Here is a 26,220-nt window from a genome sequence, read left to right on the forward strand (position 1 = left end):
CCTATCGTGTTTCTTGGTTTGAGGCAACAAGCACATCATGGAGAATACTCTGTGGTGTGATGATCGCTGTCGTTAGCAGCTTTCCGACAGGTTGGCCTGGTTGAAGATAATGTACTCCGGCGGTGATGATTTTATCGCCAGCACCAAGGTTACCTGTCACGCAGGCTTGGTCTGCCTGTAGTGATTCAATGCTCACCGCTTTCGGATGAGCTTTTCCATTCTTGATAGCGAAGACCGTATGCGTTGCCCCGGTTTGTTTAATGGCTGAGTAAGGAATGCAATACTGGCCTTCACCTTGTTCAAACGCGACATTTAACTGGATGGCCTTGCCGGGTAGGGCATCAGTTGTCATCGTCAATGCACTTTGATCCAGCTGATAGGTGATCTGGTAGGTTTGCTTAATTGGATCTGGAAGGGTGTTAATTTCCTTTAGTGTGGCTGGGATAATATCGGTATTGCCATACCAAGAAACAATACCTGAGGGTTGCGCTTTGAATTGGTTTATCAGGCTTTCCGGTATATCAACTACGGCTTGTAGATGACTTGGCTGGTGAAGGGTAAATACCGGTAGCCCCGGTGCTGCCTGCTCAAATTGCTCGCTGAAGCGCTTACCGACAACGCCATCGAAGGGTGCTGTTAACTCGGTATAGGCGAGTGCGTCTTTGGCTTTCTGGAGGTTTTGCTCGACCACTTTGACCATCGCTCGGCTTCGCTTGTAACCAGACACTGCCCGGTCAAGGTTGACGGCTGCGATGGCATTGTCGTTGGTAGCTTGTTTGACTCGTTTTAGCTCAATGTCGGCGAGGGCGTTGGCTGCTTTTGCTTCATCTAACCGGGCTTCCAGTTCGAGTACTGCAACTTGGTAGTCGTGAGGATCAAGCCTGGCGATCACTTGACCTTTTTTGACCTGTTGACCGGTTTTCACCATTATCTCTGTAATGGTACCCGGCACCTTAAAGGCTAAGTTTGCGGTATCTATCGCTTCTAATACGCCTGAAAACTGACGGGTATTATATTGATGCTGACTTTCCAGCTCAATGACTTGTACTGGGCGTGGTGACTTCTCAACCGGAGTTGTTGTCGTGTCACTACAACCGGTTAGCAAAAGCATGGCAACCGGGGTCAACACAAAGGGAGTTATTGTTTTCATATTCCATTCCACTCAAAAAAAGCTGTTTTATTTAAAACAGTGTTATTTTAAGTTTTAAGTGGGATGGGATAATCCGGCTGTGCTGTGAAACACTGTCATGAAAAACGTGACAATATGGGCGTTAAAGTCCTCGATGAATAGATTTAATGCCTATCATCTATACAAAAAGTGCGACAATCAAAAGACTTTTGGCAAGTGTTCGAGAAGATGGTCAATAAGAACCCGTGTTGCCCGGCTGACCCCCATTCGGTCTGGGTAAACGAGCCAAACATCTTCGGATTGTGATTGGCAGTCAGGTAAGATCCGCACTAATTCTCCAGAGTCCATGGCATTGAATGCTAGTAGCAAGGGCAAAAAGCTGATCCCTTGGCCAGCAATCATAGAGCGGCGGATATAACCGGTGCTGTTGCTGCTAAGGATGGGTTTAACTTTAAGAGTGGAGTCAGTAAAACACCATGTATCCTCTATTCTTCCATCGTGCCAGCGATAGCAAATGCAACGGTGCTGGGAGAGATCGTTAATACTCTTTGGCTCGCCGTATTGCTCAATATAGTCGGGACTTGCCAGCAAAAAGCGGTTAATGGAAGTTATATGCCTTGCGACAAGGGTAGAATCTTGTAGTTGGCCAACATGGAAACTCAGGTCGAGACCTTGCTCATAGAGATCTTTGTAGCCATTGGTACTGAAACGAACATCCAGTTCGATATCTGGATATTGCTGCTGAAACTGATTGAGGATTGGCTGAAGGAGTTCATCACTGTCGGGGAGCGCACCTATTTTTATTTTCCCTGTGGGTTTATTGTCGAGTTGGTACATTGCCTCCTGCGCTTTTTCCAGACCCTGAACCACTTTTAATAGCTCATGATAGAGCACTTCACCATGTTGAGTGAGACGGAGTTTACGGGTGGTACGGAAAAATAGCTGTGCATTGAGGTGTTTTTCCAACTCACCAATTCGGCGGCTCACATTGGCGCGAGGTAAGTCGAGCGCATTGGCTGCCGCAGAGAAGCTACCGAGTTCAACTACGGTGGTAAATAATTTTAGGTCATCAAGACGCATAAATGTCGCTTCTAAAGATAATAAACTGTCTTTACAGTGTAAATGGCGAACTTTTTTAAGGGAATGATAAAGGTCATGGAAGATTGCTTGGGTATATAAACAAAGCCGCCAGAGCGGCGGCTTATGTTAAACAGAATGTGGAAGATCAAGAAGGATCATTAATGATGGCTGTGATCCATCTTTTCTTCTTTCATATTCTCAGGCATATAAGTTGCCTCTTCCACTTTGACTTCAACTTCAACAGCACCGGCATGTTTGAAGTTAAGGGTTACGGGAAAGCTGTCACCTAACTGTGGCACTTCTTTCAGGTTAAACAACATAATGTGATAGCCACCCGGTTTCAGGGCCTGTGAATCATGGGCTGGGATATCGATCTTCTCGACTTCGCGCATTTTCATCATTCCGTCTTCATGCATATGGGCATGCAGTTCGGTTTTCTCTGCGATAGGCGAAGAGGCACTGATCAACTCATCGCTGCTATCACTGTGATTCATCACATTGAAAAAAGCCGCAGCAACTTGTGAGGTTGGTGGGACTTGCTTTGACCAAGGGTGATCAATATGTAAATCGCCTGCTTTGAAATCGTGAGCATAAGCTGCGCTGGTAAGTGCGAATAGGCTTCCTAGTAGAATGCTTTTTATAGTTTTCATTACGTTCTCCATTTGGCGTTATGCCAGATAAATTTGACTAATTGATTTTCCATTAAGTTATACGGTTCAAGAAAGATAATGGTGGAGAATGTTTGGGCGCGATGAGGTATAGACGATTAGTTATCGTTTTTTCTAACGGAGAGTAGCCACCAAGAAACCCTACAAATTGAATGTAGTGGGCAAGGGTATAGTCACCTTCAACAGACAAGCCTTTGCTATCGTGAAGTTTGAAGATAGGGCAGTGTATATTGAAGCTTTGGTGCTCATTGCTATGTTGGTCGCTGCTATCTTGTTTGAGTGTAGATACAGAGGTCCAACGCAATCCTTCTGAGGTACAAATAAGTACTTGTTGACCGGTTAGCCAACCTGACTGTTTCGCAAAATACTGAGGGTTAAGTACAACAACTGAAGAGAGCAGTGATGATGCGATTAGAGCAACAATAACTAATAAACAGATCCATCTTCGGCGTGTGTCGTTTTGATTCGTCAATGACTGATAGGAAGAGGGAATATGAGTATACATGAAACGACATTATTATTGTTTTGATGCTTGGATAGTAGCAGGCGATAACAAGCATGTAACTGTATTTGTTAATTTAATGTGTCTATTTTGAGAGCAAAGTACCATGATGAAATGTCAGTTGACGATAGCTTGGTGGCTAACAAGCCAAAGGGAGAGGTGAATTAAGGAGATGGGTTTTGTTTACGCCAACTATAAATAGCTTGTTATAAACTCAATATCGCCTTCAGCAATCATGTAATAGGTAAATTCCTGATCTTGCCATGCAGCATGGGTGAGTAGTGGTTGCTCGCTAATTAGCATTGCGTTCATAGCCGCTGTATGATCTTCACCAAAAGCGTTGAGTTTAGTGATAAATAACCAAATATATTTACCGGCCTCGTCCTCCAAGCAAACAATCGAAACTTTTTCATTTTTCCATTCCTGCGTGACCCCGCCCAGAGCGTGCAGACGATTAAGTGCCTCGGGGGTGATGTAGTTAGTTGGCCACCCTACTTTTGCAAACCCCTTGTTTATCAAATCAAGGTCTTCTACCACAATATCCATTTCATAAGGTTGGGTAGCAAAAGCGATCATATCTTGCTGGAAATGTGCAAAATTCGGTTTGTCTCCCAGTGAAAAATCTAGCCATGACAAAACAATCAGCAATATAGAAGCGGCAAGAGCCAGCGGTGCCAACCAAGAGCTGCGTTTTGGCGTCGCGTTTTTGAGTTCGTATTGCTTCTTGAGTTGCTCTTTGAGATCAATTGGAATAGCAATGTCATCAAACTGAGCACTAATAGCATCTTCGTTTTCTAAGTGATTTTTGTACCATTCTTTAAGTTCAGGGTCGCTCTCTACTTGGGCCAGAGCTTCCGAGATAGGCTTGTTTTCTTCATCAATGTCAGGACGATAGAGTCGTAATATTGACTTGATTTTATTGCTGTCCATTACTCTGCTCCTACTTGCTCCAAGCTATCGTCGAAGTCGGTTAAATCTGATTCAATGATGTTGTATAACATTGTTTTGCCTCTTGATATTCTAGACTTAACCGTGCCTATCGGAACGCCAATAATATCTGCAATCTCCTGGTATGAGTGCTCCCGCATGTAAAATAAAATTAATGGTGTGCGGTAAAACTCCGTCAAGTTTGATATGGCAGCCATAGCCAAATTTGGGTTGATGCAGAGCGATTCATGGTTTTCCAACTCTTCTGCAATGTTTTCAATAATATCTTCATCGCTCGTCAGCAGACCTAACTTCCGTTTTGCATGCAGGAACTCCCTGTACAGCGTGGTAAACAACCACGTTTTTACCTTATCTGGTTCGCGCAGTTGGTGTCCTTTCTCTAGCCAAATACAAAATACCTGCTGGGTAAGATCACAGGCATCGGCTTGTGAATTCGTCAAGCTATAAGCAAAGCGGTAAAGCTTTACATAGTACTGATCCACGAGCTGGTTGTAGTCATGCTGTGATTGAGAGTGTCTACTCATGTTTATAAGAGGCTCTAAGCGTGATTTTTGTTCCATAGGTTTGTTGTAAGCATAGAGTGAATTTGGTATTCAAATTTTCTCACTATCGACATGGAACAATATTTAGCCTTTTGTCTCTTACCCGTGAAACAAGGATGTTTATAGTACCGCTTGGAAAAGCAGTGGCATGTCTGATTGAATCAACTTGATTAGGTGAATATATGAAAAAGGGTATTAAAGGTGCATTAACAGCAGTGGGCATAGTGAGTTTGATTGCATTCTCTGGCAGTAGTATTGCGAAAGATGAAGACAGAACGAGAATTGAATGCGAAAAACGCGGTGCTTACGATACCAGTATGGATGCGAGGTTTGAGGTGCGTGGGGGACGGGAGAAATTTGATGTGTCATTCGAAGCAGCGCCTGGAGGCTACTTTAGTTCAGGTCAAGAGCTGGATGTTCATGTGGATTATGTTTATGTCGGAAAGCTGATGCTTAGGTATGAAGGCTTTGATCTACAAGGTGATCTGGAGTTTGATACTAATATTGATAGCGTGTATGACGACAGTCAGCCTTTCCCTGAAAATTTCCCAGAGGTAGGTAGAGGAACACATGTTACGGTAGGCTACCTGGGCTGCTCGCTGTAAAAAAAAAGCGCTGTGCCTTTTATTTGCTTAAAGACACAGCGCTACAGGAAACTCATGCTCAGTTAAGGGCTAATTAGCCTTTGGTAAAGCGGTAAGTTTGAATTTTTTGCTCTTGGCCGTCGACTTGGGCGTAAGTGTCAACCATCCATACACTTGGGCCAGCGAATCCAAGCTCTAAACGTACCGTTGAAGAGTCAATGTTTTGGTAAATGCTTGCCTGCGCATTGGTTGGGTAAAAGTTGTAGCGGTTCATGCTTTGCTGGTATTCACCAGCAAAAGTAACCGGTACATTGCTTGCGTTATCAGTGACCGTCAGGCTGTAACCCGCTTCAGGGGTATAGGCAAAGTTTGCAGTAAAAGAGAGTGCCTGTGATTGGCCATCAACGGTCATGTTGTTGATGTTAACGTTGGCTTCCGTGGTTTTTGCAAGAGAGCCGGTGGCCTTTGCCGTTGCATTTACTGGCTGTTCCGTTGCACCACTCCAGATGCTGACATTCCAGTTGCCGGTGAAGTTATCAAGCTTATCCCAGTTTTGTGGCTGTGTAGCCGTTGTTGTCGCTTGACCGGCATTACCAATTTGAGCCAGAGCATCGTTACGGCTGCCATGGCGTTGATTGTCGCGGTTGTTTTGAATATCAGCAGAAGCACCCGCTACACCACCTGTAACACCACCCGCGATCGCTCCTTTAACAGCAAGGTCAGCATCACCTGTTAGTGCACCGAGCGTTAGGCCAAGAAGGGCACCACCAGCAGCACCTTGTTTAGTCAGTGCATTAGGATCATCTTGATTGTCTGGGTTTACACAGCCAGTAAGAAGGGTTAAACCGATGATTGAAACAATAGAAGATTTGGCGAATGTATTCATGGTGATTCCTGCTGATTAATATGCTTTAAGGCTGCATCACTGCTGTGATGGCGTTTTGTTATGGCGCTAATTTAACAGCATGAAACTGAATCATTCCTGTACGTAATGAACAGTGTTTTTTATGTTTCTAATTGTAAAGTTGCTTGCATTTTTTAGCTTAACGAGTGGCGATTAAATGCTTTTGTCTATGTGCTTGATTTTAAAAACGCTGTTTTTAAATACGAGCGTAATTTTGTGGTTGGTTAGGTGTGTGAGTGAAAATCACTGCAAATTTTAAGCGGTAAATGTAAGGGAATGTGACAAAAACCTTTAGAGGAGCCGATTCACCCCCATCACAGGTGGCATCGAAGTGATGCCACCTGAACAAGAGGGAGCGACGTTTTGTGGCTCAGTTGTCGTTAAACTCTTCTTTGGCGTCTACATCACCTTTTTTGTAGGTGGATAGGGTAAAGGAATCGACATAACCGACGCCTTCCCATGTGGGCATTGGGGTTCTGATTGGCACAGTTTGCCCCGGCTTTTCAATATCCCAGCGCAGTAGTTGGGCATGATCTTCATGTTGGGTATTGTGGCAATGTTCCATATAGCTGCCCATGAACTCCCTGAAGCGAATGGCGACAGTGAGTTCGCGGCTACTGTCTTTGACATCACCTATTCGATAGATGTCTTTCCTTGCCCATTTTTCCCATTCAGGGGGCCTGCCGCCGTCACGACTGAGGATTTGCCCTTCTTCGAAGTGGATATGGATAGGGTGGCTCCAACCACCGCCTCCGCTGATGTGCCAAATTTCAACATCACCAATGTTAGGGGCTGCAGAGAGTCTTTTGGGATCTGTTGCAAATCCAGATCCGCCATCGGTTTTGATGGTCCAAGGGGCTGAATCTGTTCCGCTGCTACGGCCAAATTCAAAAGAACGGTGCCGGGCGTTGGCTAATTCCGTTTTAGTGAATTTTGGACGCTTGATCATTTTCTGCTTGCCTTTGACATAATTCGCAGGGTTCATGCTGTGATCAATGCCGTCATAGGAGTGAACACGGAACTCCATGAACTTACCAACAGCAGGATCACAGGTGTTTCCTTTTTTGAATGGGTTATTAAAGGCCTTAGAGCGACTTAGGGTGCCCTCAGGCTCACGGCCGTCTTCGTGCTCCATGAGGTTTACTAAATAAATTTTGGTGCCGGGTGCAAATTGGCTGAAATCTATAATGATGTCATAGCGCTCACCAATTGCCTGAGTAGGAAGCTCTCCTTTATCAAAGAATACACTGTGCTCCATGATGTTACCGTCGTTTCCAATCATGTAGAGTGGGACAGGGTCTTTGTCTTCTGTCATAACCGCGATTTTCATCCAGCGTGAGACCGAAGCGTTGAGAACGCGGAAACGATATTTTCGAGCCCTGACATCCATATACGGTTTGTACTGCCAGTTCACAAGCATTTGGTCACCAAGGAAACCATCAAGGTTGAATATATTGAAAAATAGTTGGCCCTTTTTATCCCAGGCTTTATCGGCCACCATTAAATTAACGTCATAATCCCGATTTCCCCAGTCTAAATACGTGCCACTAGGGAAGCGAAGATTAACACCGTCTTCAATATATTCATTACCTCTGTCTAGGGCGCTGTAGAGGTTCAAGCAGGCTGCATTGCCCTTGTAGACATTCTGGGCGGTGAAATCGAGCATGTGATCATGGAACCAGAGTGAGCTCATGGTTTCTCGGAAATCACCCGGTATTTTTCTTATCCCTTTATTACCATCTGGGCCACCCGCACGGTAATCCGTTGCCTTTTTATTTTTATGATCGTGACCTGCCAAAATCATTGGCCAACGGTAGTCGTAGTATTGTCCTGGGAAATAGAAAGCTTGGGTATAGCCATCGCTCTCTGCGGGGTTATGACCATTATGTTGATGTGTGGTAATGGTATGTAGGCCGAATCCATTGTTAGCTGAAGGTGATATGGGTAATGCATTGTAATGCCGGAAAAGTACCGGATAGCCATATCGCATTTTTAGCAACTTAGGTGGAAACGTGCCGTCAAATGTCCATAAGGTGTTTGCTTGTTGGACGGGCATTTTAGGGTGAAATTGAGCTGGTATCCCATCGGTTGTGGCCTTGAAATTATCGCTGAGACCAGGTTGCTTAGCCCAGTTGAAGGTGGAGTGGTATAAACCGCCTTCTGTAAATTCATGGGATTGAAACTCATGGCTTTGGTATTGATCGCGAAAGCCACGGTTTATCCTGACACCAGATTGCGCAGTCACCGTATATTCTTCAGGGTAGAATTCACTCCAGCGCTGGTGTGCCCAATCTATACCGGGCGGTCGACCTTCCGCTGGCGGATACACTAAGTTAAGGCCAAGGAAACTGTTAATTTTAGCTTTCCAAGGGTTGAGATCCGACGTATTAGCATATGATCCAGAATGTGATTTATCCGGGATAGGGTATAGAGTTTGCCCCATGAAATTATCCAATTTATAACCCACTGGCGATGAATTTTTATCACTGGGGGTTGGAAAGGGATTTCCAGGGTTCGATGAGTTAGGGAGTGGAATAGTTCCAAATTCTTCTAGTCGATATAAGGCCTGTGTAAATGCTTCAGCACCGAATAATGGGCTAGGAGGAGCCCCAGTTGGAATATCACAGTCGGCCAATAAGTAATCAGAGTAGAGAATACATGAAATGATACATGTTAGAGCTCCTATTTTGATTTCTTTATGATTGTTCCGTATACCGCTTTCGTTATTAGTAGAATTTGTATTATTCATTTTGAATACCATACAAATAGGGTTGTTTGATGTGTTTTATAAGAGCGCTATAAACGCCAGTTCGTAATATAAAAAAGAGTAGCAGGAGAGTTTTATATCACAAAACCTATGTTTTTATTACACTTTGCTAAGTGATTGAAATTAATCCCAGTTAGATATTGTGGACATTAAAACCTAACGCAATGTATGGAAATATCTACATTTATTTTAGATGGAATTATTTATTATATTATGGCTGATTATTATAACGCCGTGTGATATATGATTAATGTGTTGTTTGATTTTGCTAAAGTCATACTTATTTATGTTCGTGAACACGTACTCTAGCGTACTAAAAATATGCCATGATGCTTAAATCTACTGGTGTATAAGCCATTACCGAAGAAATAATGACTTATACAGCTTTATCAGTTGTTGGGTATTATTGGCTATCTTGGTCTTTCATGAATAACATCAGGCTGTCTATATCGGTATCGCTAAGTTGGAAGTTAGGCATGCGAACGCCGTTATATTGCTTGAGCATGGCGATAGCAACTGGGTCCTCCTCTAACATGATGTCGGGTTCTTTAAGCCAACGGCGCAGCCACTCTTCTTCTCTACGTTCAGTTACACCTGATAAGTTAGGGCCCAGCATATCATCACTGCCGGAATAAGAATGGCATGTTGCACACCGTGTGCGATAGAGATATTTACCGTGGGACTCTTCATCAAGTTTCGGGGCATTATCGTAGGAAGCGAGCTGTTGGCTAGAAGGGGATTGCCAGTTATGTAGCCAATCACCAATCATAGCTGCAAGAACAGCGGTATCTTCATAGGGGGAACGTTTCATCCAACGACCCGTTGCTTCGTTACCTATGATAAGGCTCAAGTTGTGATCAAGTTGACCGTCTTCTGATGCTTCCAAATCGTCGATAGATAACCCGAGTTTGGTTCTGAGTTCATCGATTTCTTTTTTATTACCTGTCAGAAAAAGCCAACCGGGGCCTATTTGATATTGCTTAGCATAGTCGTTAAGCCTTTCCGGAGTGTCATATTCAGGATCAATGGATATCGAATAAAAGAAGATGTCTTTGCCGACTCTATCCCCAAGCTTTCGCTGCAGAGCAACAAGTCTTGCTGTTTCCATCGGGCAGACATTCTGGCAGCGGGTAAATATGAAGTTAATGAGAACAACTTTGTCTTTGAGCAGGTCATTATAAAAATTAACTTTGGTGTTGTTATGTGTCGTGAGTTCAGTATTAGGAAAGTAGTTTTCACGCCATTTTGCGGCAAAGGTTGGGGAACTATGTAACAGAAGTATAAAACCACAAATTGCCAATATTGGCAGTGATTTATTTATTTTCATTATCATATCTCCTTGGTGGCATCACCCATTGATGCCACCTGTTAAACGGCTTTCATCAATTTGAATTAATCGTCGTTAAAGTCTTCTTTTGCATCTTCGTCACCGGTTTTGAAGGTGGGAAGGGTGAAAGAATCTACATAAGTTACGCCGCCCCAACTTGGCATCGGGCTACGGATAGGTATCGCTTGATTTGGGTTCTCTATATCCCAACGGAGTAACTGGGCATGATCTTCATGCTGAGTATTGTGACAATGTTCCACATAGCTTCCCATGAACTCCCTAAACCTGATAGCGATAGTTATTTCACGACTGCTGTTAACTTCGTCACCTAACCGATAAATATCTTTTCTTGCCCAGCGTTCCCATTCAGGTGGTTTCTCGCCATCCTTACTAAGGATTTGACCTTCTTCAAAATGCACGTGAATAGGGTGGCTCCACCCCCCACCGGATTTGAAATGCCAGATCTCAGCATCGCCAACAGTCGGCGCAGCTGATACCCGCCGAGGATTAGCGGTAAGGCCTTGTCCGCCATCCGTTTTAATGGTCCAAGGTGATGAATCTGTACCACTGCTTCGGCCAAAATCAAACGTTCGGTGCGTGGCATTAGCTAGTTCTTTCTTGGTGAACTTAGGTAAAGGGATCATTTTTTTCTTCCCTTTGACATATTCGGCAGGGTTCATGCTGTGATCTGTCCCTACGTAATCATGTACCCTGACTTCAAGGAATTTACCTACGGCCGGATCACAGGTATTACCTCGTTTAAACGGATCATTGAATGCTTTTTTGCGGCTAAACGTTCCTTCAGGCTCGCGGCCATCTTTGTGCTCCATCAGGTTAACGAAATAGATTTTGGTATCTTTTTCAAATTGGCTGAAGTCGATAATGATGTCGTAGCGTTCAGCAATAGCTTGAGTAGGAAGTACACCATTTGCAAAGTACACACTGTGCTCCATGATGTTGCCATCGTTGGCGATCATATGCAGGGGAACGGGCTCTCTATCCTCAGTCATTACCGCAACTTTCATATACCGGGAGACAGATCCATTAAGCAGCCTGAATCGGTATTTTCTTGCTCTGACATCTAGGTACGGTTTGTACTGCCAGTTCACCAGCATTTGATCGCCGAGGAAGCCATCGACACTAAAGATATTGAAGAAAAGCTGCCCGTTTTTGTCCCAGGCCTTATCCGCCATTAATAAGTTAATGTCGTAGTCTCTATTGCCCCAATCGAGATCGGTTCCACTGGGAAAACGTAAGTTTACCTTGTCGTAGTGGTCTTCTTTTCCTCGATCGAGTGCACTGTATATGTTCAAAAGAGCGGCATTGCCTTTGTAAACGTTAGGGGCCGTGTAATCGAGCATATGGTCGTGGAACCATTGGGAGCTGATGGTTTCCCTATAATCACCTTGTACTTTTTTGATCCCGCCCATACCGTCAGGGCCTCCCGCACGTTTATCACTGGCGTCTTTATTGATTGAATCATGGCCGGCGAGTGCCATCGGCCAACGGTAATCGAAATACTGGCCAGGGAAGAAAAATGCTTGCGTGTAGCCGTCACTTTCTGCTGGGTTATGCCCATTGTGACGATGGGTAGAAATGGTATGAAGGCCAAATCCATTATTAGCTTCTGGTGAAATCGGTAGGGCATTGTAGTGCCGGAATAACAGCGATTCACCATAACGCATCTTGAGGAGCTTGGGCGGAAATGTTCCGTCAAAAGTCCATAATGAATTCCTATCTTGTAACGGCATTTTAGGGTGGAATCGAGGAGGAATACCTGCGGTAGTCCCGGTGATTGTTAAGGACTCAGAACCGTTACTCCACTGAAGTGTAGAGTGGTAAAGCCCGTCTTCACCAAATTCGACTGATTCATATTCATGGCTTTGAAAACGGTTTCTGAATCCGTTGTTGGTACGAACGCCTGCTTGGGCTGTAATGGTATATTCGGTTGGGTAGAACTCTTCCCAACGTTGATGAGCCCAATCCTTACCCGGCGGTCGACCTTCAGCGGGAGCATTGGTTAAATTAAGATTGAGGATCTGGTTAATTCTTGTTTGCCAAGGGTTGTGAGCATTGGTGTTAGCTTCGGCTCCCTCTAATGCCCTTGATGGAATAGGAAACAGAGATTGAGCAAGGAAGCTATCTAGTTCAGGCCCTTCCGGAGAGGTATCTCCTCTTGTTGGTTGGGGGAAGGAATCCCAATTAGAAGTCGGAGCTGATGACGGTATTGGTCTTGTTCCAAATTCCTCCATTCTATATAGAGCCTGAGTGAAAGGCTGTGCATCGAATAAAGGGCTGAGAGGTGCTCCGGTTGGAATATCGCATCCGTCAGCTTTTGAGTCAACGGAGTAAAATAGGCATGTGAGAATACATGTTAAGGCTCCTATTTTGAATGTGGCTGTTTTGAATGTACCTGTTTCATTGTTTGTACCGCTTACTATATTTCTGGGGGCTGTATCACTCATTTTGAATTCCATACAAATTGAGATGCTAGCGTTTCTGAAAGAACTAGGTTTATAAAAATGGCAAGTTAAATCGTAGCAGCACTAAGAAATATCACAAAAATCGCAATTTCATTTAACCAACTTAAGCTATTGATTTATTGAGTACCACTTTAGGTCATGGATATCAAGTTGGATTGTAATGTCTGGAAAAGGCTGCATTTATTTTTTTATATATCAAATCAATATATGAAATTAATTTTTTAAAATTGAATTAAAGTAAAGCAAGTTTTGTATTGATAAGCTGTAAATAATGTTTTGTTAATTATATGTCTTCAAATATATTCTTTGTTTTTTTTGTCAGTAAGTTAAACTTAAGATCTCAATAATTTGTTATACAAACTTGATATTTCTTTATATCAGTTATGACTTCTTTAATGTAATTAGGATTGCATCTGACGAGTTTGATTCATTGTCCGTGAACCACCTGCACCATAATTATTGATATCGAAGCGGTTTTGAGGGCGAGCACGTTTTTTATCTAACCGGCTTAGATCAATGTCATAATTATCCTTCAAAAGATTTATGATGGCATTTAACTCTTTTTGAGACGTTTTTTCTTGTAGCAAGTAGTAATACAGGTTTATCGCCCGCTCTCTTGAGATAGTGAGCTGAGTCATGGTGAACTCCTTACTGTTACTGGGAAATATGCTGTTTGATTAAGTGGAGGGGAAAAGGCGGTTTCCCGCCCTTAAAAGATTTGTTTTAGATTCTAATTGAAAGCTTGCAGATCAAGGCTTGCTAGTCTTGTGTGGCTTTAATGACTGTGCGGGGCGCCTGCAAGATTGATGATGGCAATACCGGCCGCAACGACTATCATGCCCAACCACACTTTGGCATCAAGATGTTGTTTGTAGATGAGCCCTGACATCGCGGTAACCACGACGATAGCGAGCCCTGTCCAGATGGTGTGAACGATGCCTACGGGTAATGATTTCATGGCCTGGCCAAGGAAAATGAAGGCAATAAGGTGGCCTAAAATGACGATGGTACTGGGTAGCCAGTTAGTAAATCCATTCGTAGCACGAAGTGCAACATGCGATGTTGCTTCTGCCATTACGCCCAATAGTAGAAAAAGCCAGCCCATGGTTATCCTCTCTTGTTTTCATTGTGATGTTCGGTATCAAGATGGCGAGCAGTATAACCATTTCCGTGGTAATGATAATTGCAGTTAAATGCAAATTACTTTTTACTCCTGGTAATAATAAAGGATGTTCCAGCTTTAAAAGCCATTTTGAGAAGGAAGGGTTATTGATATCTTTAACACCACCAATATCTCATTTTCACAACTTTCACAATTTTAACATTTAAATGCGGTTTCTTTTGATGCAACATCGGTATGACAATTAAACCTGATGCGTATCTTGAGCTTGATACTTATGTATCGAGGACAATATCAACCGTCAGGCATTCTGAATGAGAAGGAGTACTCAATGCGTTCAATGATCAAAAAAGGGATTATCTCTTTGGCACTGGCGGTCTCTTTGCCAGTTGCGGCGGCTAACTACACTATAGGTACTGGTAGCCAAAGTGGGACTTACTATCCTTTAGGCGGTTTGCTGGCCAAGGTCTGGAGTGAGAATATTGATGGCTTCAATATGCGCGCAGAAGTGACGGCGGCATCGGTAGAAAATGTTATCAAAGTGTCTACCCAGCAACAGCTTGCCGGTATCGCTATGGGGAACGTTGTACAACAAGCTTATCAAGGAACAGAGCCGTTCCCACGCAAGATGGATGTCTCTGTGTTGTTTGCGCTATACCCGAATGTTGTCCAGTTCATGGTACCCGCGAATTCAGACATAAAGTCAGTTGCTGACTTAAGAGGTAAACGTGTTGCGTTGGGGGCACCGGGTTCCGGTACGCGTGTAAGTGCGCTGAACATTCTGAAAACCTTGGGCATTGAAGAGGGAGACGTGCGTGGTCAAGCTCTGAACTACACCGCGACCACTGAAGCGCTGGCTAACGGTCAGATTGATGCTGGTGTGATTGTAGGTAGCCTAGGTGTAGGTGCAATCACCGAATTGGCACTGACGCGTGATATTCGTATTTTGTCATTCAGTGATGAAGAAATAGCGAAAATTAACCAAGACAATGCTTCATACAGCGGTTTGGATGTTGATGCTGACAGTTACCGTAATGTTCCAGCCTTCCAGGCACCAGCCGTTTGGAATGTACTGGTGGTGAAAGGGGACTTGGATAAAGACTTAGCTTACGAGATGACCAAGGTGGCTTTCGATAACATCGATCAGATCCGCCAGTCTATCGGAGTCACTAAGTTTACGACCGTCGAGAACATGAACAAGCTGGCAGGTATTCCTCTTCACCCTGGCTCTCAGCAGTTCATGGATGAAAAAAAATAAATTACCCGAAGTCTTTTGCCTATTGGCATCATGATAGGTAAACCCATACCTTCCGAAGTCGTTCGGGAGGTATATTCCCAAGTTATTTGAAAACGCTTGGGTTAATAACATTGCAGTTTACAAGGAGTTCGCAATGACCCATTCTTCGGCGTTAAATCACAGGGTTACTGAGCGTTTGATGCAATTGGCAGCCGTCGCCGCCATTGCTTTATCAGTGTTTCAAATTTGGCAGGGATTGACTGCCAACCTCTCCGCACCTGTATTTCGCCCCGTCCACCTATGCTGGATCCTCGCACTGGTCTTTCTCGTAAAACCGATGGTGAAAGTGGACAACCGTTTCTACCTGCCAGCAAGGCTGGTCGATTTATCCATGGTATTGGCCACCTTGTGGGCTGCACAGCACATAGTTCGTTTTGACTACGATGACATTGGTTTTTTGCTTGATGGGCTAGGGGCGAATGATATTCTGGCTGGCTCTATTTTGATTGTGACCTTGTTGGAAGCGACACGGCGAACCGTCGGTATGGTCATGGTGGTGATTGCTGGATTCTTCTTGTCTTATGCCATGTTTGGCGACATCTTGCCGGCCAGTGTTGCGAGTAAAGGTTTCGCGTTGGATGAGATCATCCGTTTCCATATTTATTCCACTAACGGTGTGTTCGGTGCACCGCTGGCTATTGCTGCTGGGGTGGTATTTATTTTCGTGTTGTTTGGCGCTTTTTTGCAAGTTACCGGTGCTGGACAGTTTTTTATTGATGCTGCGTTTGCGGTCGCGGGAAAATACCGTGGCGGCCCAGCGAAAGCCAGTGTGGTCGCTTCGGCAGCATTAGGGTCAATATCGGGATCGGCAATTGCCAATACAGTGACCACTGGTGCTTTGACTATTCCGATGATGAAAAAGCTGGGCTATAAGCCCGAGCAAGCGGCAGGTATTGAAGCTGCAGCGTCGACCGGTGGGCAGATCATGCCACCAGTGATGGGGGCGGGTGCCTTTGTCATGGCCCAGTTCACCGGTATTGCCTACAGTGAAATCCTGCTGGTGTCGATAGCCCCGGCCATTTTGTATTTTGGCTGTACCTTGCTCTACGTCCATTTGATGGCCTGTAAGCTTGGCCTGAAAGGGATGGACAAAGTCACGCAACTTAAAATAGTGATGAAACAAGGTTGGCACTTTATTGTGCCGTTGGTATTGATCACGAGCCTGTTGCTGATGAGCTATTCGCCAGTACTGGTCGGTATTGCGGGCTGTAGTGCTATTTTGGTCGCCGCGATGTGCCGTAAGCACAGTCGTATAAGCATTCGAGTTTTCCTTGAGGGGATGAAAGAAGGTGCGTTGCTAGCATTACCTATCTCTGTTGCCTGTGCCACTGCCGGTATTGTGGTTGGTGTCGTGGGCCAGACCGGTATCGGTTTGCAATTTACCCAGTTCCTGATGGCTCTATCGGGGGGCTATTTATGGTCGGTGATGGCGTTGATTGCGCTTGCGGCAGTGATTCTCGGGATGGGCTTACCAGTGACAGCGGCCTATATCGTACTGTCAATTATGGCGGTACCTGCATTGACTGAGCTTGGTTTGAGTATTCTGACCGCACACATGATTGTGTTTTGGTTGTCTCAAACCTCGAACGTTACTCCGCCAATTGCCTTGGCTGCGTTTGCAGGTGCGGGTATTGCTGGGGCATCTCCGATGCAATCTGCGGTACAGGCATTCAAGCTGGCGCAGGGCTTCTTCCTGATCCCATTGATGATGGCGTTCTCGCCGCTTATCTATGACGGTGAAAACCTGCCTGGCTTTATGTTCGCGATAGTCACCACCATCGCTCTAATTATTGCTTTTGCGGGAGCGATTGAAGGGCGGTTGATCAAGCCGTTGTCGGTATTGGAGCGCTCGATACTGCTGGTGGTGCCATTTGCGCTGATCTTCAGTGGATTAGCCATCAAACTGGCAGCGGTTGCTGTTGTAATAGTGATTGCCTCACTCAATGCATTTCGTGGTAGGGAAAGCAGCGTAACACCTGTTTAACGACTCTTTTCTACGGAGTAATAGCCAAAACTAAAGGGGAAGCCATTAGGCTTCCCCTTGTTATTTCAGCGGTAACTTAAGGACAAAGCTGATAACGTCGCTCGGGGCGGCCGACACTGCCGTATGAAACTTCCGCATTCAGTTCATCGGTGCTGACCATATACTCGAGGTAACGCCGTGCGGTTGTTCTACTGGCGCCAATGTGTTGCCCGACTTCTTCTGCATTTAATAATGCTGATTGATCTTTGAAAACCGCGCGGATCTTATCGAGGGTTAAACCGTCAATCCCCTTGGGTAACCGGGTAACTGCGGAGGCTGCTATACCTTGTTGGTTTGTGGTATCGGGTGTTGCTTGCAACAGCCCGTCGACATCGCTTTGTAGTAGTGACTCAATGTCAGAAAATCTATCTAGGTGACCTCGAAACTTTTGCAGTGAAGCCTGCAGACGTTCAAATACCAAGGGTTTTAGGATGTAATCGAAAATACCACTGTGCATGGCTTGGCGCAGGGTATCGACTTCTTTAGCCGCCGTAACCAAAATGACATCGGTGTTGCAGCCATCAGCCCGTAACTCTCTAAGTAGATCAAGGCCAGTGCCGGTCGGAAACTGGTTATCCAGTAAGACTAATTCTGGTTGGAGAACTTCAATCAAGTCTCTGGCTTCATCGATTCCGTGGGCGATGCCAATCACCTCGAACCCTTCGATACGCTCAATAAAACGTCTTTGAATCTCAGCTATTTGCGGGTCATCTTCGGCGATGACAATGCGAATGGCGGTTGTCATGGCTACACCTCCTTGTGTTTCGTCGTTTTATTATTATGGTTATTTTGTGTGAAATGCTTAGGCAGATATAAGGTAAATCGGCTACCACCTTTCTCTGAATGTGATGCAATAGATTCAACCGTTATCAGTCCGCCGAGATGCTCAGTCAGGCTTTTTACTAAATCCAACCCGATGCCGTGCCCTTGGATATTTTGGGGTGACTGGCTTTTCGTTGAATAGCCTCGGGTAAAGATTTTGTCTTGCTCATCCGCGGAGATGCCCGGCCCTTGGTCTTCAACTTCAAAAATTAACTCTTTACCAAAGTCGGAGAGAACCAGAGTTACTGTGCCACCTTTACCGTGATGGGAAAGGGTCGCTTCCAGTGCATTGTCGATAAGGTTACCCAGAATACTGACCAGTTGTTCACGGGGTAGGGCATCAGGCAGTGCAGACATCTGACTGTCTTGTTCAATGACTAATTCTAAGCCCAGTTCTTTGGCTCGGTTGTATTTACCCAGCAAGCAACCGGCGAGGATGCTGTCAGACGTTACTTCCATCAACTGCTGGATAAAGGCTTGGTGACTCGATGTTTCTTGACCAATAACCGCAAGCGCTTCGTCTTTGGCGTCGATTTGGATCAGTCCAGCAATAGTGTGGAGTTTGTTATTATATTCATGGGATTGGCTGCGCAAACTCTCGGCATACTGTTTGATCCGGGTGAGTTTTCGGCTGACCAAGTCGACTTCATTCTTCAGCCGGAAGCTTGATACTACTCCGGTAATTTGATCGCCTTGGATCAGTGGGATCCGGTTGGCAATCAGCAAGTGGTTATGCAGCCATATTTCTTGATCATACTGTGGCTGGCCTTGTACAAGAACATCAAGCATTCCGCTGTCAGGCAATACAGATTGGATATGTTTTCCGATATAGCTGCCGTCTTCTGGAAGCTCCAGCGTCTTGATGGCCGCGTGGTTGAACGTCGTGACTATACCGTGATGGTTGATGGCAACAATGCCTTCGCGCACCGTTTCTAGGGTCGCATTTCGTTCTTGGTACATTCTGCCGATTTGCTCTGGCTCGAGGTTGAAAATGGCTCTTTTAAAGTGGGAGGCAAACCATACTGCGGTAAAGACACTAAAAAGAAACGCCCCGCCAATAGCAAAGAACATCGTCAAGCGGTGGTCGCTTACAATTCTGTCTACGGTGTCGAGCATGTAGCCAACCGAGACAATACCGATAACGTCGGTGCCCTCGGCATTAAATACCGGTGCTTTGCCACGCATTGACCAACCAATACTGCCTAGTGCTTTGGAAATATAGGGTTTTCCCTGCAGCAGTGCTGGAGCGTTGGTATCTCCGTCATCATCTGCCATGGATTTGCCAATCATATGGGGGAAGGGGTGGGCTAAGCGAATACCGTCTTTATCGCCAAACACCACAAACCGAGCTTCTGCTGAATGGGCTAGTTTGTAACTTAAAGGTTGCAAGAACTCTGAGTCTTTAGCCTCTACCGCACGGATAACATCGGGTGAAGCGGCAATAGCCAATGCTACCCGCATTGCTTGCTGACCAATTTGTTCATCCAGAACACTATCAAGATAGCGAATGGCAAAGTGACCGAGCATGCCAGTTTGGAGTATGGCAATAACACCTAAAATCAATACCATACGCCATTTTAGGCGTAAGTGGCGCAGCGAGAGCATTTGTAACATGGAGCAGGTGATTCCTTTCACCGTATAAGATGCAACAACTCTACCTGTTTTTACCGGGCCGTGCTGTGAACAATATGAACAAAATGAAAAATACAGCCGTTATTCACAATAATTTTACAATCTTTAGTTTGGTCAATAGCTGGCTTACCTTTGTGTTGAAGGATAAAAACAACACTCAACGAGGAAAGAGCTATGCTGACTCAGTTTATTACCCGCAACCGTGTAACCTTAATGGCGACTTTAATGGCATCCGCAATGAGCATGGGCTCAGCGCAGGCCAAGGTCGATGAAATTCACTTCTTAGTGCCGGGTGGCGCAGGTGGTGGCTGGGACAGCACGGCACGTGGTACCGGTGAGGCACTCTCAAAATCAGACTTGGTCGATACCGTGTCTTATGAAAACATGTCGGGCGGCGGTGGCGGCAAGGCGATTGCGTATTTGATCAAAACAGCAGAACAGTCACAAGATACGTTGATGGTGAATTCGACCCCTATTGTTATCCGTTCTCTTTCGAAGGTATTCCCTCAGTCATTTCGTGACCTTACCCCTGTAGCCGCCACCATTGGTGACTATGCGGCCTTTGTCGTTGCTAAAGACTCTCCTTATCAATCATTTAATGAGCTCGCTGAAGCCTACAAGAAAGATCCACGTTCGGTGTCTGTTGCCGGCGGCTCCTCGCGTGGTGGTATGGATCACCTTGTCGCAGCATTGGCCTTCAAGGCCGCAGGTGGGGAACCGCGCCGGGTGAAATACCTTGCCTATGATGCTGGCGGCAAAGCGATGGCTGGGCTGTTGTCAGGCGAAACTCAAGTGCTATCAACGGGGTTGAGTGAGGCGCTGAGCCTCGCTGAAGCCGGAGAAGTGCGTATTTTGGCGATGACAGGTGATACCCGTTCAACGGTTGCGCCGAATGTGCCGACCCTGCAAGAGTTGGGTTATGACGCGACCTTTGTTAACTGGCGTGGTTTCTTTGCTGCACCTGGGATCAGCGATCAGCAGGCCGATGAATTTGCCAGTGTGCTTGAGAAAATGTATCAGACCAATGAGTGGACCACAGTGCGTGACCGTTACGGCTGGACAGAGATCTTCAAGCCCCGTGCAGAGTTTGAAGCCTTTTTACAAGAACAAGAAAAAGAGATGGGCAGCTTAATGAAGGAGCTGGGCTTCTTGAACTAACGCTTTGAGTGAGTCTCCCAAATCACGCTGTGATTTACCTTCCGGCAGAGCAGGAGCCTGCTCTGCCAATTCTACGGCGATAGATGTCTAATAATACCTATCAGGGGATATACCCATGACGCTTACCAAAGATCATATCGGCGGCTTGATCTTCTTATGCTTTTCAGTTGCCTACGGTTATTACGCCAATCAAATTCATTTGTTTCCCGGTGATGAATACGAACCCTTCCACGCCAAATCCATGCCAACTATGTTAGCTGTGCTGGGGATTGCACTGTCGCTAATGCAGCTAGTCGCCGCTCATCGTAAGACGCAGGTTAAAGCCTCTGACATGCTGTCTTTTGCGGGATTGGATTTCAAAATAATCAGTAAGTTACTGGTTCTGATGGTGTTGTTTGCATTTGCCCTTGAGTGGTCTGGTTTTTTGCTTTCAACCATTTTTTTTCTTGTTGGCGGTTATTGGTTACTGGGTGAGCGTCGCCCGAAAATTCTGTTTATCGCTTCGGTGCCGTTTGCGACCGGATTTTGGTATGTCCTGACCCAGTTACTGGACATTTATTTAGCGCCGGGCCGACTTTGGGCATTCATGTAATAGGGAGAATATATCCATGTTTGATGGAATGATGTCAGGACTGACAACGGCAGTTATGCCATTTAATTTGATGATGGTGGTGGTCGGCTGTTTTGCCGGCACCTTCATTGGAATGCTACCGGGATTGGGGCCTATTTCAGCGATTGCCTTGATGATCCCTATTACATACGGCCTTGATCCCTCTTCGGGCATTATCTTGATGGCGGGCGTCTATTACGGTGCTATCTTCGGTGGCTCTACCTCTTCAATTTTGATCAATGCCCCAGGCTGTGCCAGTACGGTTGTGACTGCATTTGATGGCTATCCTATGGCCCAGCGCAAGCAGGCGGGCAAGGCATTGGCATTGGCCGCTTACTCGTCATTTACTGGCGGGACTATCGGCGCAATTATTTTACTTTTTGCTGCACCAGCGTTGGCTAAAGTCTCGCTGAGCTTCCAGTCGTCGGATTACTTTGCCTTGATGATATTAGGCTTGACCGCTGTGGCTGCCTTTTCAGGTAAAGGGCAGGTGATCAAGGCACTGATAATGACTGTGTTCGGCCTGATGATTGCCACCGTGGGTAACGATGTGATGTCTGGGATCCCGCGCTTTACCTTCGATAACATTAACCTGATTGACGGTATTAGCTTCCTGCTGCTGGCCATGGCAACCTTCGCCCTGACTGAAGTGATCATGACGGTATTACGAGGTGAGCATAAACAAAAAGAAGCGCAAATGGATATGGACTCCCTCGGCAGCATGAAGCTGAGCAAAGAGGAAGTGAAGCATGTGGCCCCGACGGTTGGCCGTTCATCTGTCTTCGGTTTCTTGGTGGGGGTACTGCCGGGTGCAGGGGCGACGATTGCTTCGTTTCTCAGTTATGGCATGGAGCGAAACCTTGCCAGCAAAGAGGAAAAAACCAAATTCGGAAAGGGTGCTTTACGTGGACTGGCAGCGCCAGAGTCTGCCAATAATGCCGCTTCAACAGGATCCTTTGTCCCTTTGTTAACACTGGGTATTCCGGGCTCGGGCACGACGGCGATTATGCTAGGCGCATTGATTGCGTATGGTATTCAGCCAGGTCCGCGTTTGTTTGTTGATAATCCGGATGTGTTTTGGTCTGTGATTATCTCAATGTACTTTGGCAACTTGGTACTGCTGATCCTGAACTTACCGCTGATTCCGTATATTTCTCGCTTGCTAGCCATTCCTCGGCCAATCCTGATCCCATTGATTTTGTTTTTCTCTATCACTGGCGTGTATCTGGTGAGCTTCAATACCTTTGATATTCACATGATGGTCATCATCACGGTGATAGCAACCTTTTTGAAGCTGCTCCACTTTCCTATGGCCCCTATGCTGCTGGGATTCATCCTTGGCGAAATACTCGAGAAGAACCTAAGCCGCTCGTTGACCTTGTCTGACGGAAGCTACGCCTTCCTGTGGGAGCGCCCACTGACCCTATCCATCATGATCTGTGCCGTATTGGCCTTGATGATGCCGGTGGTCAGTAACTTATGGGAAGCACGCAAAGTTAAGCAAACTCAAACGGAACAAGACGTGGCTGCGCCAGAACAGCAGTAACAACATATATATCCAAGTTATAGCAATAAATACGATGGAGTCGAAGGATGCTGACACCACTAAATCAATACCGTGTGTTGGATTTAACCAATGTGCTGGCAGGGCCTTTTTGTGGCCACCAATTAGCGCATCTAGGCGCTGAAGTTATTAAAATCGAAGTGCCGAAAAGTGGCGACCTTGCTCGCCAGCTGGGTGCTTCACCCGCTCTTAACCAATCAGGGATGGGGATTTCGTTTCTTGCCCAGAACGTGGGTAAACAGTCCGTCACACTGAACTTGAAAACTGACGAGGGTAAATCAGTTTTTAAGCAGCTAGTGGAAACGGCTGATGTGGTGATTGAAAATTTCCGTCCGGGTGTGATGGACCGATTAGGTTTGGGTTATGACGAGCTAAAGGCGGTCAACCCAAGCATCATTTATTGCGCGATTTCAGGTTATGGTGCTGATGGCCCGATGCGCCACCTACCGGCATACGATCAAATTATTCAGGGTATGTCCGGAGTCATGAGCATTACGGGCGATCCGGAAAATGCGCCTTACCGTGTTGGCTATCCTATTGCAGATACTATCGGTGGTATGACCGCTGCCTTTGCAATCAGTGCAGCACTTGCGGGTCGGGGATCGTCAGGGGAAGGCTCGTTTATTGATGTGTCTATGTTGGAATCGACCCTCACGACCATGGGGTGGGCGGTATCTAACTATTTGGTTGCCGATAAAGCCCCGCAGCCTTTGGGGAATAACAATGTGACTGCAAGTCCTTCCGGGACATTCAAGACCGGAGAAGGGTTACTGAACATTGCCGCTAACAAACAAGAGCAGTTTGAAGCCTTGTGTCAGCTTATTGAACGGGAGGACTTGATTGTGGACCCGCGTTTTGCCGAGCGACAGGCAAGGCTGGAAAACCGCACATTGTTAACAGGTCATATCGAAGCTGCTTTTTCTGGCAAGACGGCCAAAGAATGGGAAGCGGCTTTGAACCATATCGGAGTACCGGCTGGTAGAGTGTTGAGCGTGCCGCAGGCGCTGGATTTGCCTCAGGTTCAGGGACGCGACTTTACCGGCTGCTTTATCGATTCTCCGGGGGTAAACCAAGATGTCCGTTATGTCAGAACGGGCTTTAAGCTCGACGGCAAGCGACCAGCTGTCACCATACCTCCACCTCAGTTAGGCGAGCATACCGAACGCTGGTTGGCGGAATTGGGGTTATCAAAGGATGAAATAGAGCGGCTACAGGAGCAGGGGGCAATATGAGTATCGAAAGGCCGGAGCAAGGAATAGGGCGTGAGGTCAGTGACTGGTGGAAGACTGATATCATTGATATGTCGCCGGGTGTGATTCGCTACTATGGCTACCCGATAGAACAACTGATTGGTAACGTCAGCTTTGCTCAGATGATCTGGCTGATGGTCAGGGGGGAACTGCCTGCTCCCTCACAAGCAAAACTACTGGATGCAGCATTGATGTCAGCTGTCGATCATGGCCCCCAGGCACCGAGTATCGCGATTGCCAGAATGGCGGCAACCTGCGGTGTAGGATTGAACAATGCGATGGCTTCAGCCGTCAATGTGTTGGGTGATGTGCATGGCGGCGCGGGTGAACAAGCCGTTGCTTTATATCAAGCTATTGCAGCTCGGTGTGAACAAGGAGAAGCACTTGATCTAGCCATTGATGCAGAAGTGGCTGCGCATAAAGAGCTTCATGGTAAATTCATTCCGGGTTTCGGGCACCGTTTTCACCCGGTTGATCCGCGCGCACCTGCACTTATGACGCTGGTCAAACAAGCTGCTGATGCTGGAACGGTTACCGGCCAGTTTGCAGAGATCGCCATGGGTATAGAAAACCACTTGTTCCAGCAGAAGGGAAAGCGTATTCCGATGAATATCGACGGTGCGACAGCGGTGATTTATGCCGAGTTAGGCTTTCCTGCCCCATTGGCTCGGGGGCTATTTTGTTTATCGCGTTCGGTTGGCATATTGGCCCATGCTTGGGAGCAAAATAACCAGGGGGGCCGGAATAAAGGGCCAATTCCGCGAAATTTGCTTTGGAGTTACGAGGGGCCTGAAAGTCGAGATTTGGAAGTATAACCAGTTACGGTGTAGCGTTCTGTAAGTGGGTTTGATAGTATATGCACACTGTTAATCAAGTAGTGATGCGTTTTGTTTTCTCATCTTTATTCCTCTGTTTGGGAAAGAGTAATGGCGGTTAATGTCTGCCTATTGGCTATTACTCTTTTTTCTTTTCTGTCAGTGATATTACGTTTGGTCGACGTTAATCAAGGTGCAATTTTGCATTGGTTATCGTTGCTGGTAACCATTGCTTTTATTGCGATTTATTTGGTTTCTGGCCGGACGATTTCGCTGGGTGATTGCTATCGCTATTTGGTTGAAAAGAAGATATCGCCATAATAGGCCGTGACAGTTTGGCCACTGTTATCGGTATCTGTCATGATGGCGATGCCATTGAGGTACCGATATGCCTCACGGTTGGCCTGCTCGTTTCCTTTATCGCCAAATTCATTGATGAAATCTTGATAGACATTGCGCTTTTCACTCTGCCATTGAGATACACCGTCCGATATACCTCGAATCGCAATCATCTGAACTCTCTCCCCTGCAAACGCATTACTCCAGCGTGAGTACCGAGGCTGGTTGCTGGACCAGACATAGTTTATCGCCTTGCTGGTGGAAGAAAGCCAATTGCTACCGATGGCTAAATAAATCCGAGCCGCATAGTCATCTCCGCCCTTTGTGGTTTCATTGAGCCCCTGTAATTGATTCTCCACTCGCCATGACCAATTTAAGTAAGGCGTTTCCTCTAAATCGATGCGAATCGGTTTGGATAAGATACTGGCGCTATTATTGCTGGTGGCTTTGAGTACGCGTTGGCCTTCCAGCCTAATTGGGAAGTATTGGGTACGCCCTTCGAAGTGCTTAATCTTCCAGCTGGTAAGCGCTTCACGCTCAAATTGAGCTACCGGTAGCTCAAACGTGGCAAACGCATTGAAGGATAAGAGAAACGGAGCTAATCGGAATAGTATTGGCATGCCGATAATGATAGCAACGAATGGTGTAATTTGCGT

23 protein-coding genes are annotated in these 26,220 nt (G+C 46.1%); 9 read left to right on the plus strand and 14 right to left on the minus strand.

The features are described 5' to 3' along the window. Position 1: 1 nt before the first annotated feature. The 5 genes from L4D79_RS00950 to L4D79_RS00970 all read right to left on the minus strand — a co-directional run bounded on the left by L4D79_RS00950 (position 2) and on the right by L4D79_RS00970 (position 4,887). Positions 2–1,150, minus strand: a complete 1,149-nt coding sequence (locus L4D79_RS00950; RefSeq protein WP_428646130.1) for an efflux RND transporter periplasmic adaptor subunit — start codon at positions 1,148–1,150, stop codon at positions 2–4. A 177-nt stretch (positions 1,151–1,327) separates the two neighbouring features. Next, on the minus strand, positions 1,328–2,209 hold the full coding sequence (locus L4D79_RS00955; protein ID WP_428646132.1) for a LysR family transcriptional regulator: 882 nt from the start codon (positions 2,207–2,209) through the stop codon (positions 1,328–1,330). Positions 2,210–2,367: 158 nt separating this feature from the next. Beyond that, entirely contained in the window at positions 2,368–2,859 is a 492-nt protein-coding gene (locus L4D79_RS00960) for a copper chaperone PCu(A)C (RefSeq protein ID WP_428646135.1), read from the minus strand. A 712-nt stretch (positions 2,860–3,571) separates the two neighbouring features. Then, a complete protein-coding gene (locus L4D79_RS00965) occupies positions 3,572–4,309 on the minus strand; it encodes a hypothetical protein (protein WP_428646137.1) in 738 nt (245 codons plus the stop codon). After that, positions 4,309–4,887 carry an RNA polymerase sigma factor gene (locus L4D79_RS00970; RefSeq protein ID WP_428646140.1) on the minus strand — a complete coding sequence of 193 codons (579 nt, stop codon included), beginning with the start codon at positions 4,885–4,887 and terminating at the stop codon, positions 4,309–4,311. Before L4D79_RS00970 ends, L4D79_RS00965 begins: the two co-directional genes overlap by 1 nt. 164 nt (positions 4,888–5,051) lie before the next feature. Between L4D79_RS00970 and L4D79_RS00975 the strand changes: the two genes are divergently transcribed. Next, positions 5,052–5,474 carry a hypothetical protein gene (locus tag L4D79_RS00975; protein WP_428646142.1) on the plus strand — a complete coding sequence of 141 codons (423 nt, stop codon included), beginning with the start codon at positions 5,052–5,054 and terminating at the stop codon, positions 5,472–5,474. A 73-nt stretch (positions 5,475–5,547) separates the two neighbouring features. On the opposite strand, the gene L4D79_RS00980 is transcribed toward L4D79_RS00975, so the two are convergent. From L4D79_RS00980 to L4D79_RS01005, 6 genes are all read right to left on the minus strand, one after another. After that, a complete protein-coding gene (locus L4D79_RS00980; protein ID WP_428646145.1) occupies positions 5,548–6,339 on the minus strand; it encodes a YMGG-like glycine zipper-containing protein in 792 nt (263 codons plus the stop codon). Positions 6,340–6,727: 388 nt separating this feature from the next. Continuing rightward, complete coding sequence (locus L4D79_RS00985) at positions 6,728–8,800, minus strand: multicopper oxidase domain-containing protein (RefSeq protein ID WP_428646148.1); 2,073 nt, start codon at positions 8,798–8,800, stop codon at positions 6,728–6,730. Between the two features lie 727 nt (positions 8,801–9,527). Continuing rightward, positions 9,528–10,451 carry an SCO family protein gene (locus tag L4D79_RS00990; protein ID WP_428646150.1) on the minus strand — a complete coding sequence of 308 codons (924 nt, stop codon included), beginning with the start codon at positions 10,449–10,451 and terminating at the stop codon, positions 9,528–9,530. A gap of 65 nt (positions 10,452–10,516) precedes the next feature. After that, the gene (locus tag L4D79_RS00995; RefSeq protein WP_428646153.1) at positions 10,517–12,703 is read right to left on the minus strand and encodes a multicopper oxidase domain-containing protein; all 2,187 of its coding nucleotides are present in this window, start codon (positions 12,701–12,703) and stop codon (positions 10,517–10,519) included. A gap of 632 nt (positions 12,704–13,335) precedes the next feature. Then, positions 13,336–13,572: a hypothetical protein gene (locus L4D79_RS01000; RefSeq protein WP_428646156.1), complete on the minus strand. Its 237-nt coding sequence runs from the start codon at positions 13,570–13,572 to the stop codon at positions 13,336–13,338. A gap of 137 nt (positions 13,573–13,709) precedes the next feature. After that, the gene (locus tag L4D79_RS01005; RefSeq protein WP_107349078.1) at positions 13,710–14,039 is read right to left on the minus strand and encodes a DMT family transporter; all 330 of its coding nucleotides are present in this window, start codon (positions 14,037–14,039) and stop codon (positions 13,710–13,712) included. A 346-nt stretch (positions 14,040–14,385) separates the two neighbouring features. Between L4D79_RS01005 and L4D79_RS01010 the strand changes: the two genes are divergently transcribed. After that, a complete protein-coding gene (locus L4D79_RS01010; RefSeq protein ID WP_428646159.1) occupies positions 14,386–15,312 on the plus strand; it encodes a TAXI family TRAP transporter solute-binding subunit in 927 nt (308 codons plus the stop codon). A gap of 133 nt (positions 15,313–15,445) precedes the next feature. Next, on the plus strand, positions 15,446–17,335 hold the full coding sequence (locus tag L4D79_RS01015; RefSeq protein WP_428646162.1) for a TRAP transporter permease: 1,890 nt from the start codon (positions 15,446–15,448) through the stop codon (positions 17,333–17,335). A gap of 76 nt (positions 17,336–17,411) precedes the next feature. On the opposite strand, the gene L4D79_RS01020 is transcribed toward L4D79_RS01015, so the two are convergent. Then, positions 17,412–18,119 carry a response regulator gene (locus L4D79_RS01020; protein ID WP_428646164.1) on the minus strand — a complete coding sequence of 236 codons (708 nt, stop codon included), beginning with the start codon at positions 18,117–18,119 and terminating at the stop codon, positions 17,412–17,414. Positions 18,120–18,121: 2 nt separating this feature from the next. Continuing rightward, positions 18,122–19,810, minus strand: coding sequence for an ATP-binding protein (locus L4D79_RS01025; RefSeq protein ID WP_428646166.1), 1,689 nt, complete (start codon positions 19,808–19,810; stop codon positions 18,122–18,124). Positions 19,811–20,041: 231 nt separating this feature from the next. Between L4D79_RS01025 and L4D79_RS01030 the strand changes: the two genes are divergently transcribed. The 6 genes from L4D79_RS01030 to L4D79_RS01055 all read left to right on the plus strand — a co-directional run bounded on the left by L4D79_RS01030 (position 20,042) and on the right by L4D79_RS01055 (position 25,546). Continuing rightward, entirely contained in the window at positions 20,042–20,986 is a 945-nt protein-coding gene (locus tag L4D79_RS01030; RefSeq protein ID WP_420849230.1) for a tripartite tricarboxylate transporter substrate binding protein, read from the plus strand. 115 nt (positions 20,987–21,101) lie between these two features. Next, entirely contained in the window at positions 21,102–21,578 is a 477-nt protein-coding gene (locus tag L4D79_RS01035; RefSeq protein ID WP_428646169.1) for a tripartite tricarboxylate transporter TctB family protein, read from the plus strand. A gap of 16 nt (positions 21,579–21,594) precedes the next feature. Continuing rightward, a complete protein-coding gene (locus tag L4D79_RS01040) occupies positions 21,595–23,142 on the plus strand; it encodes a tripartite tricarboxylate transporter permease (RefSeq protein WP_428646172.1) in 1,548 nt (515 codons plus the stop codon). 47 nt (positions 23,143–23,189) lie between these two features. After that, positions 23,190–24,392 carry a CaiB/BaiF CoA transferase family protein gene (locus L4D79_RS01045; RefSeq protein ID WP_428646174.1) on the plus strand — a complete coding sequence of 401 codons (1,203 nt, stop codon included), beginning with the start codon at positions 23,190–23,192 and terminating at the stop codon, positions 24,390–24,392. After that, positions 24,389–25,225: a citryl-CoA lyase gene (locus L4D79_RS01050; protein WP_428646176.1), complete on the plus strand. Its 837-nt coding sequence runs from the start codon at positions 24,389–24,391 to the stop codon at positions 25,223–25,225. The genes L4D79_RS01045 and L4D79_RS01050 overlap by 4 nt, the downstream gene beginning before the upstream one ends. Positions 25,226–25,336: 111 nt before the next feature. Beyond that, on the plus strand, positions 25,337–25,546 hold the full coding sequence (locus L4D79_RS01055; RefSeq protein ID WP_428646179.1) for a hypothetical protein: 210 nt from the start codon (positions 25,337–25,339) through the stop codon (positions 25,544–25,546). Here the strand turns inward: L4D79_RS01055 and L4D79_RS01060 are convergent. Next, the gene (locus L4D79_RS01060; protein ID WP_428646182.1) at positions 25,516–26,184 is read right to left on the minus strand and encodes a DUF3047 domain-containing protein; all 669 of its coding nucleotides are present in this window, start codon (positions 26,182–26,184) and stop codon (positions 25,516–25,518) included. The genes L4D79_RS01055 and L4D79_RS01060 overlap by 31 nt on opposite strands. Between the last annotated feature and the right edge of the window lie 36 nt (positions 26,185–26,220).

Source organism: Photobacterium satsumensis, assembly GCF_050336935.1.
Lineage (GTDB): Bacteria > Pseudomonadota > Gammaproteobacteria > Enterobacterales > Vibrionaceae > Photobacterium > Photobacterium satsumensis.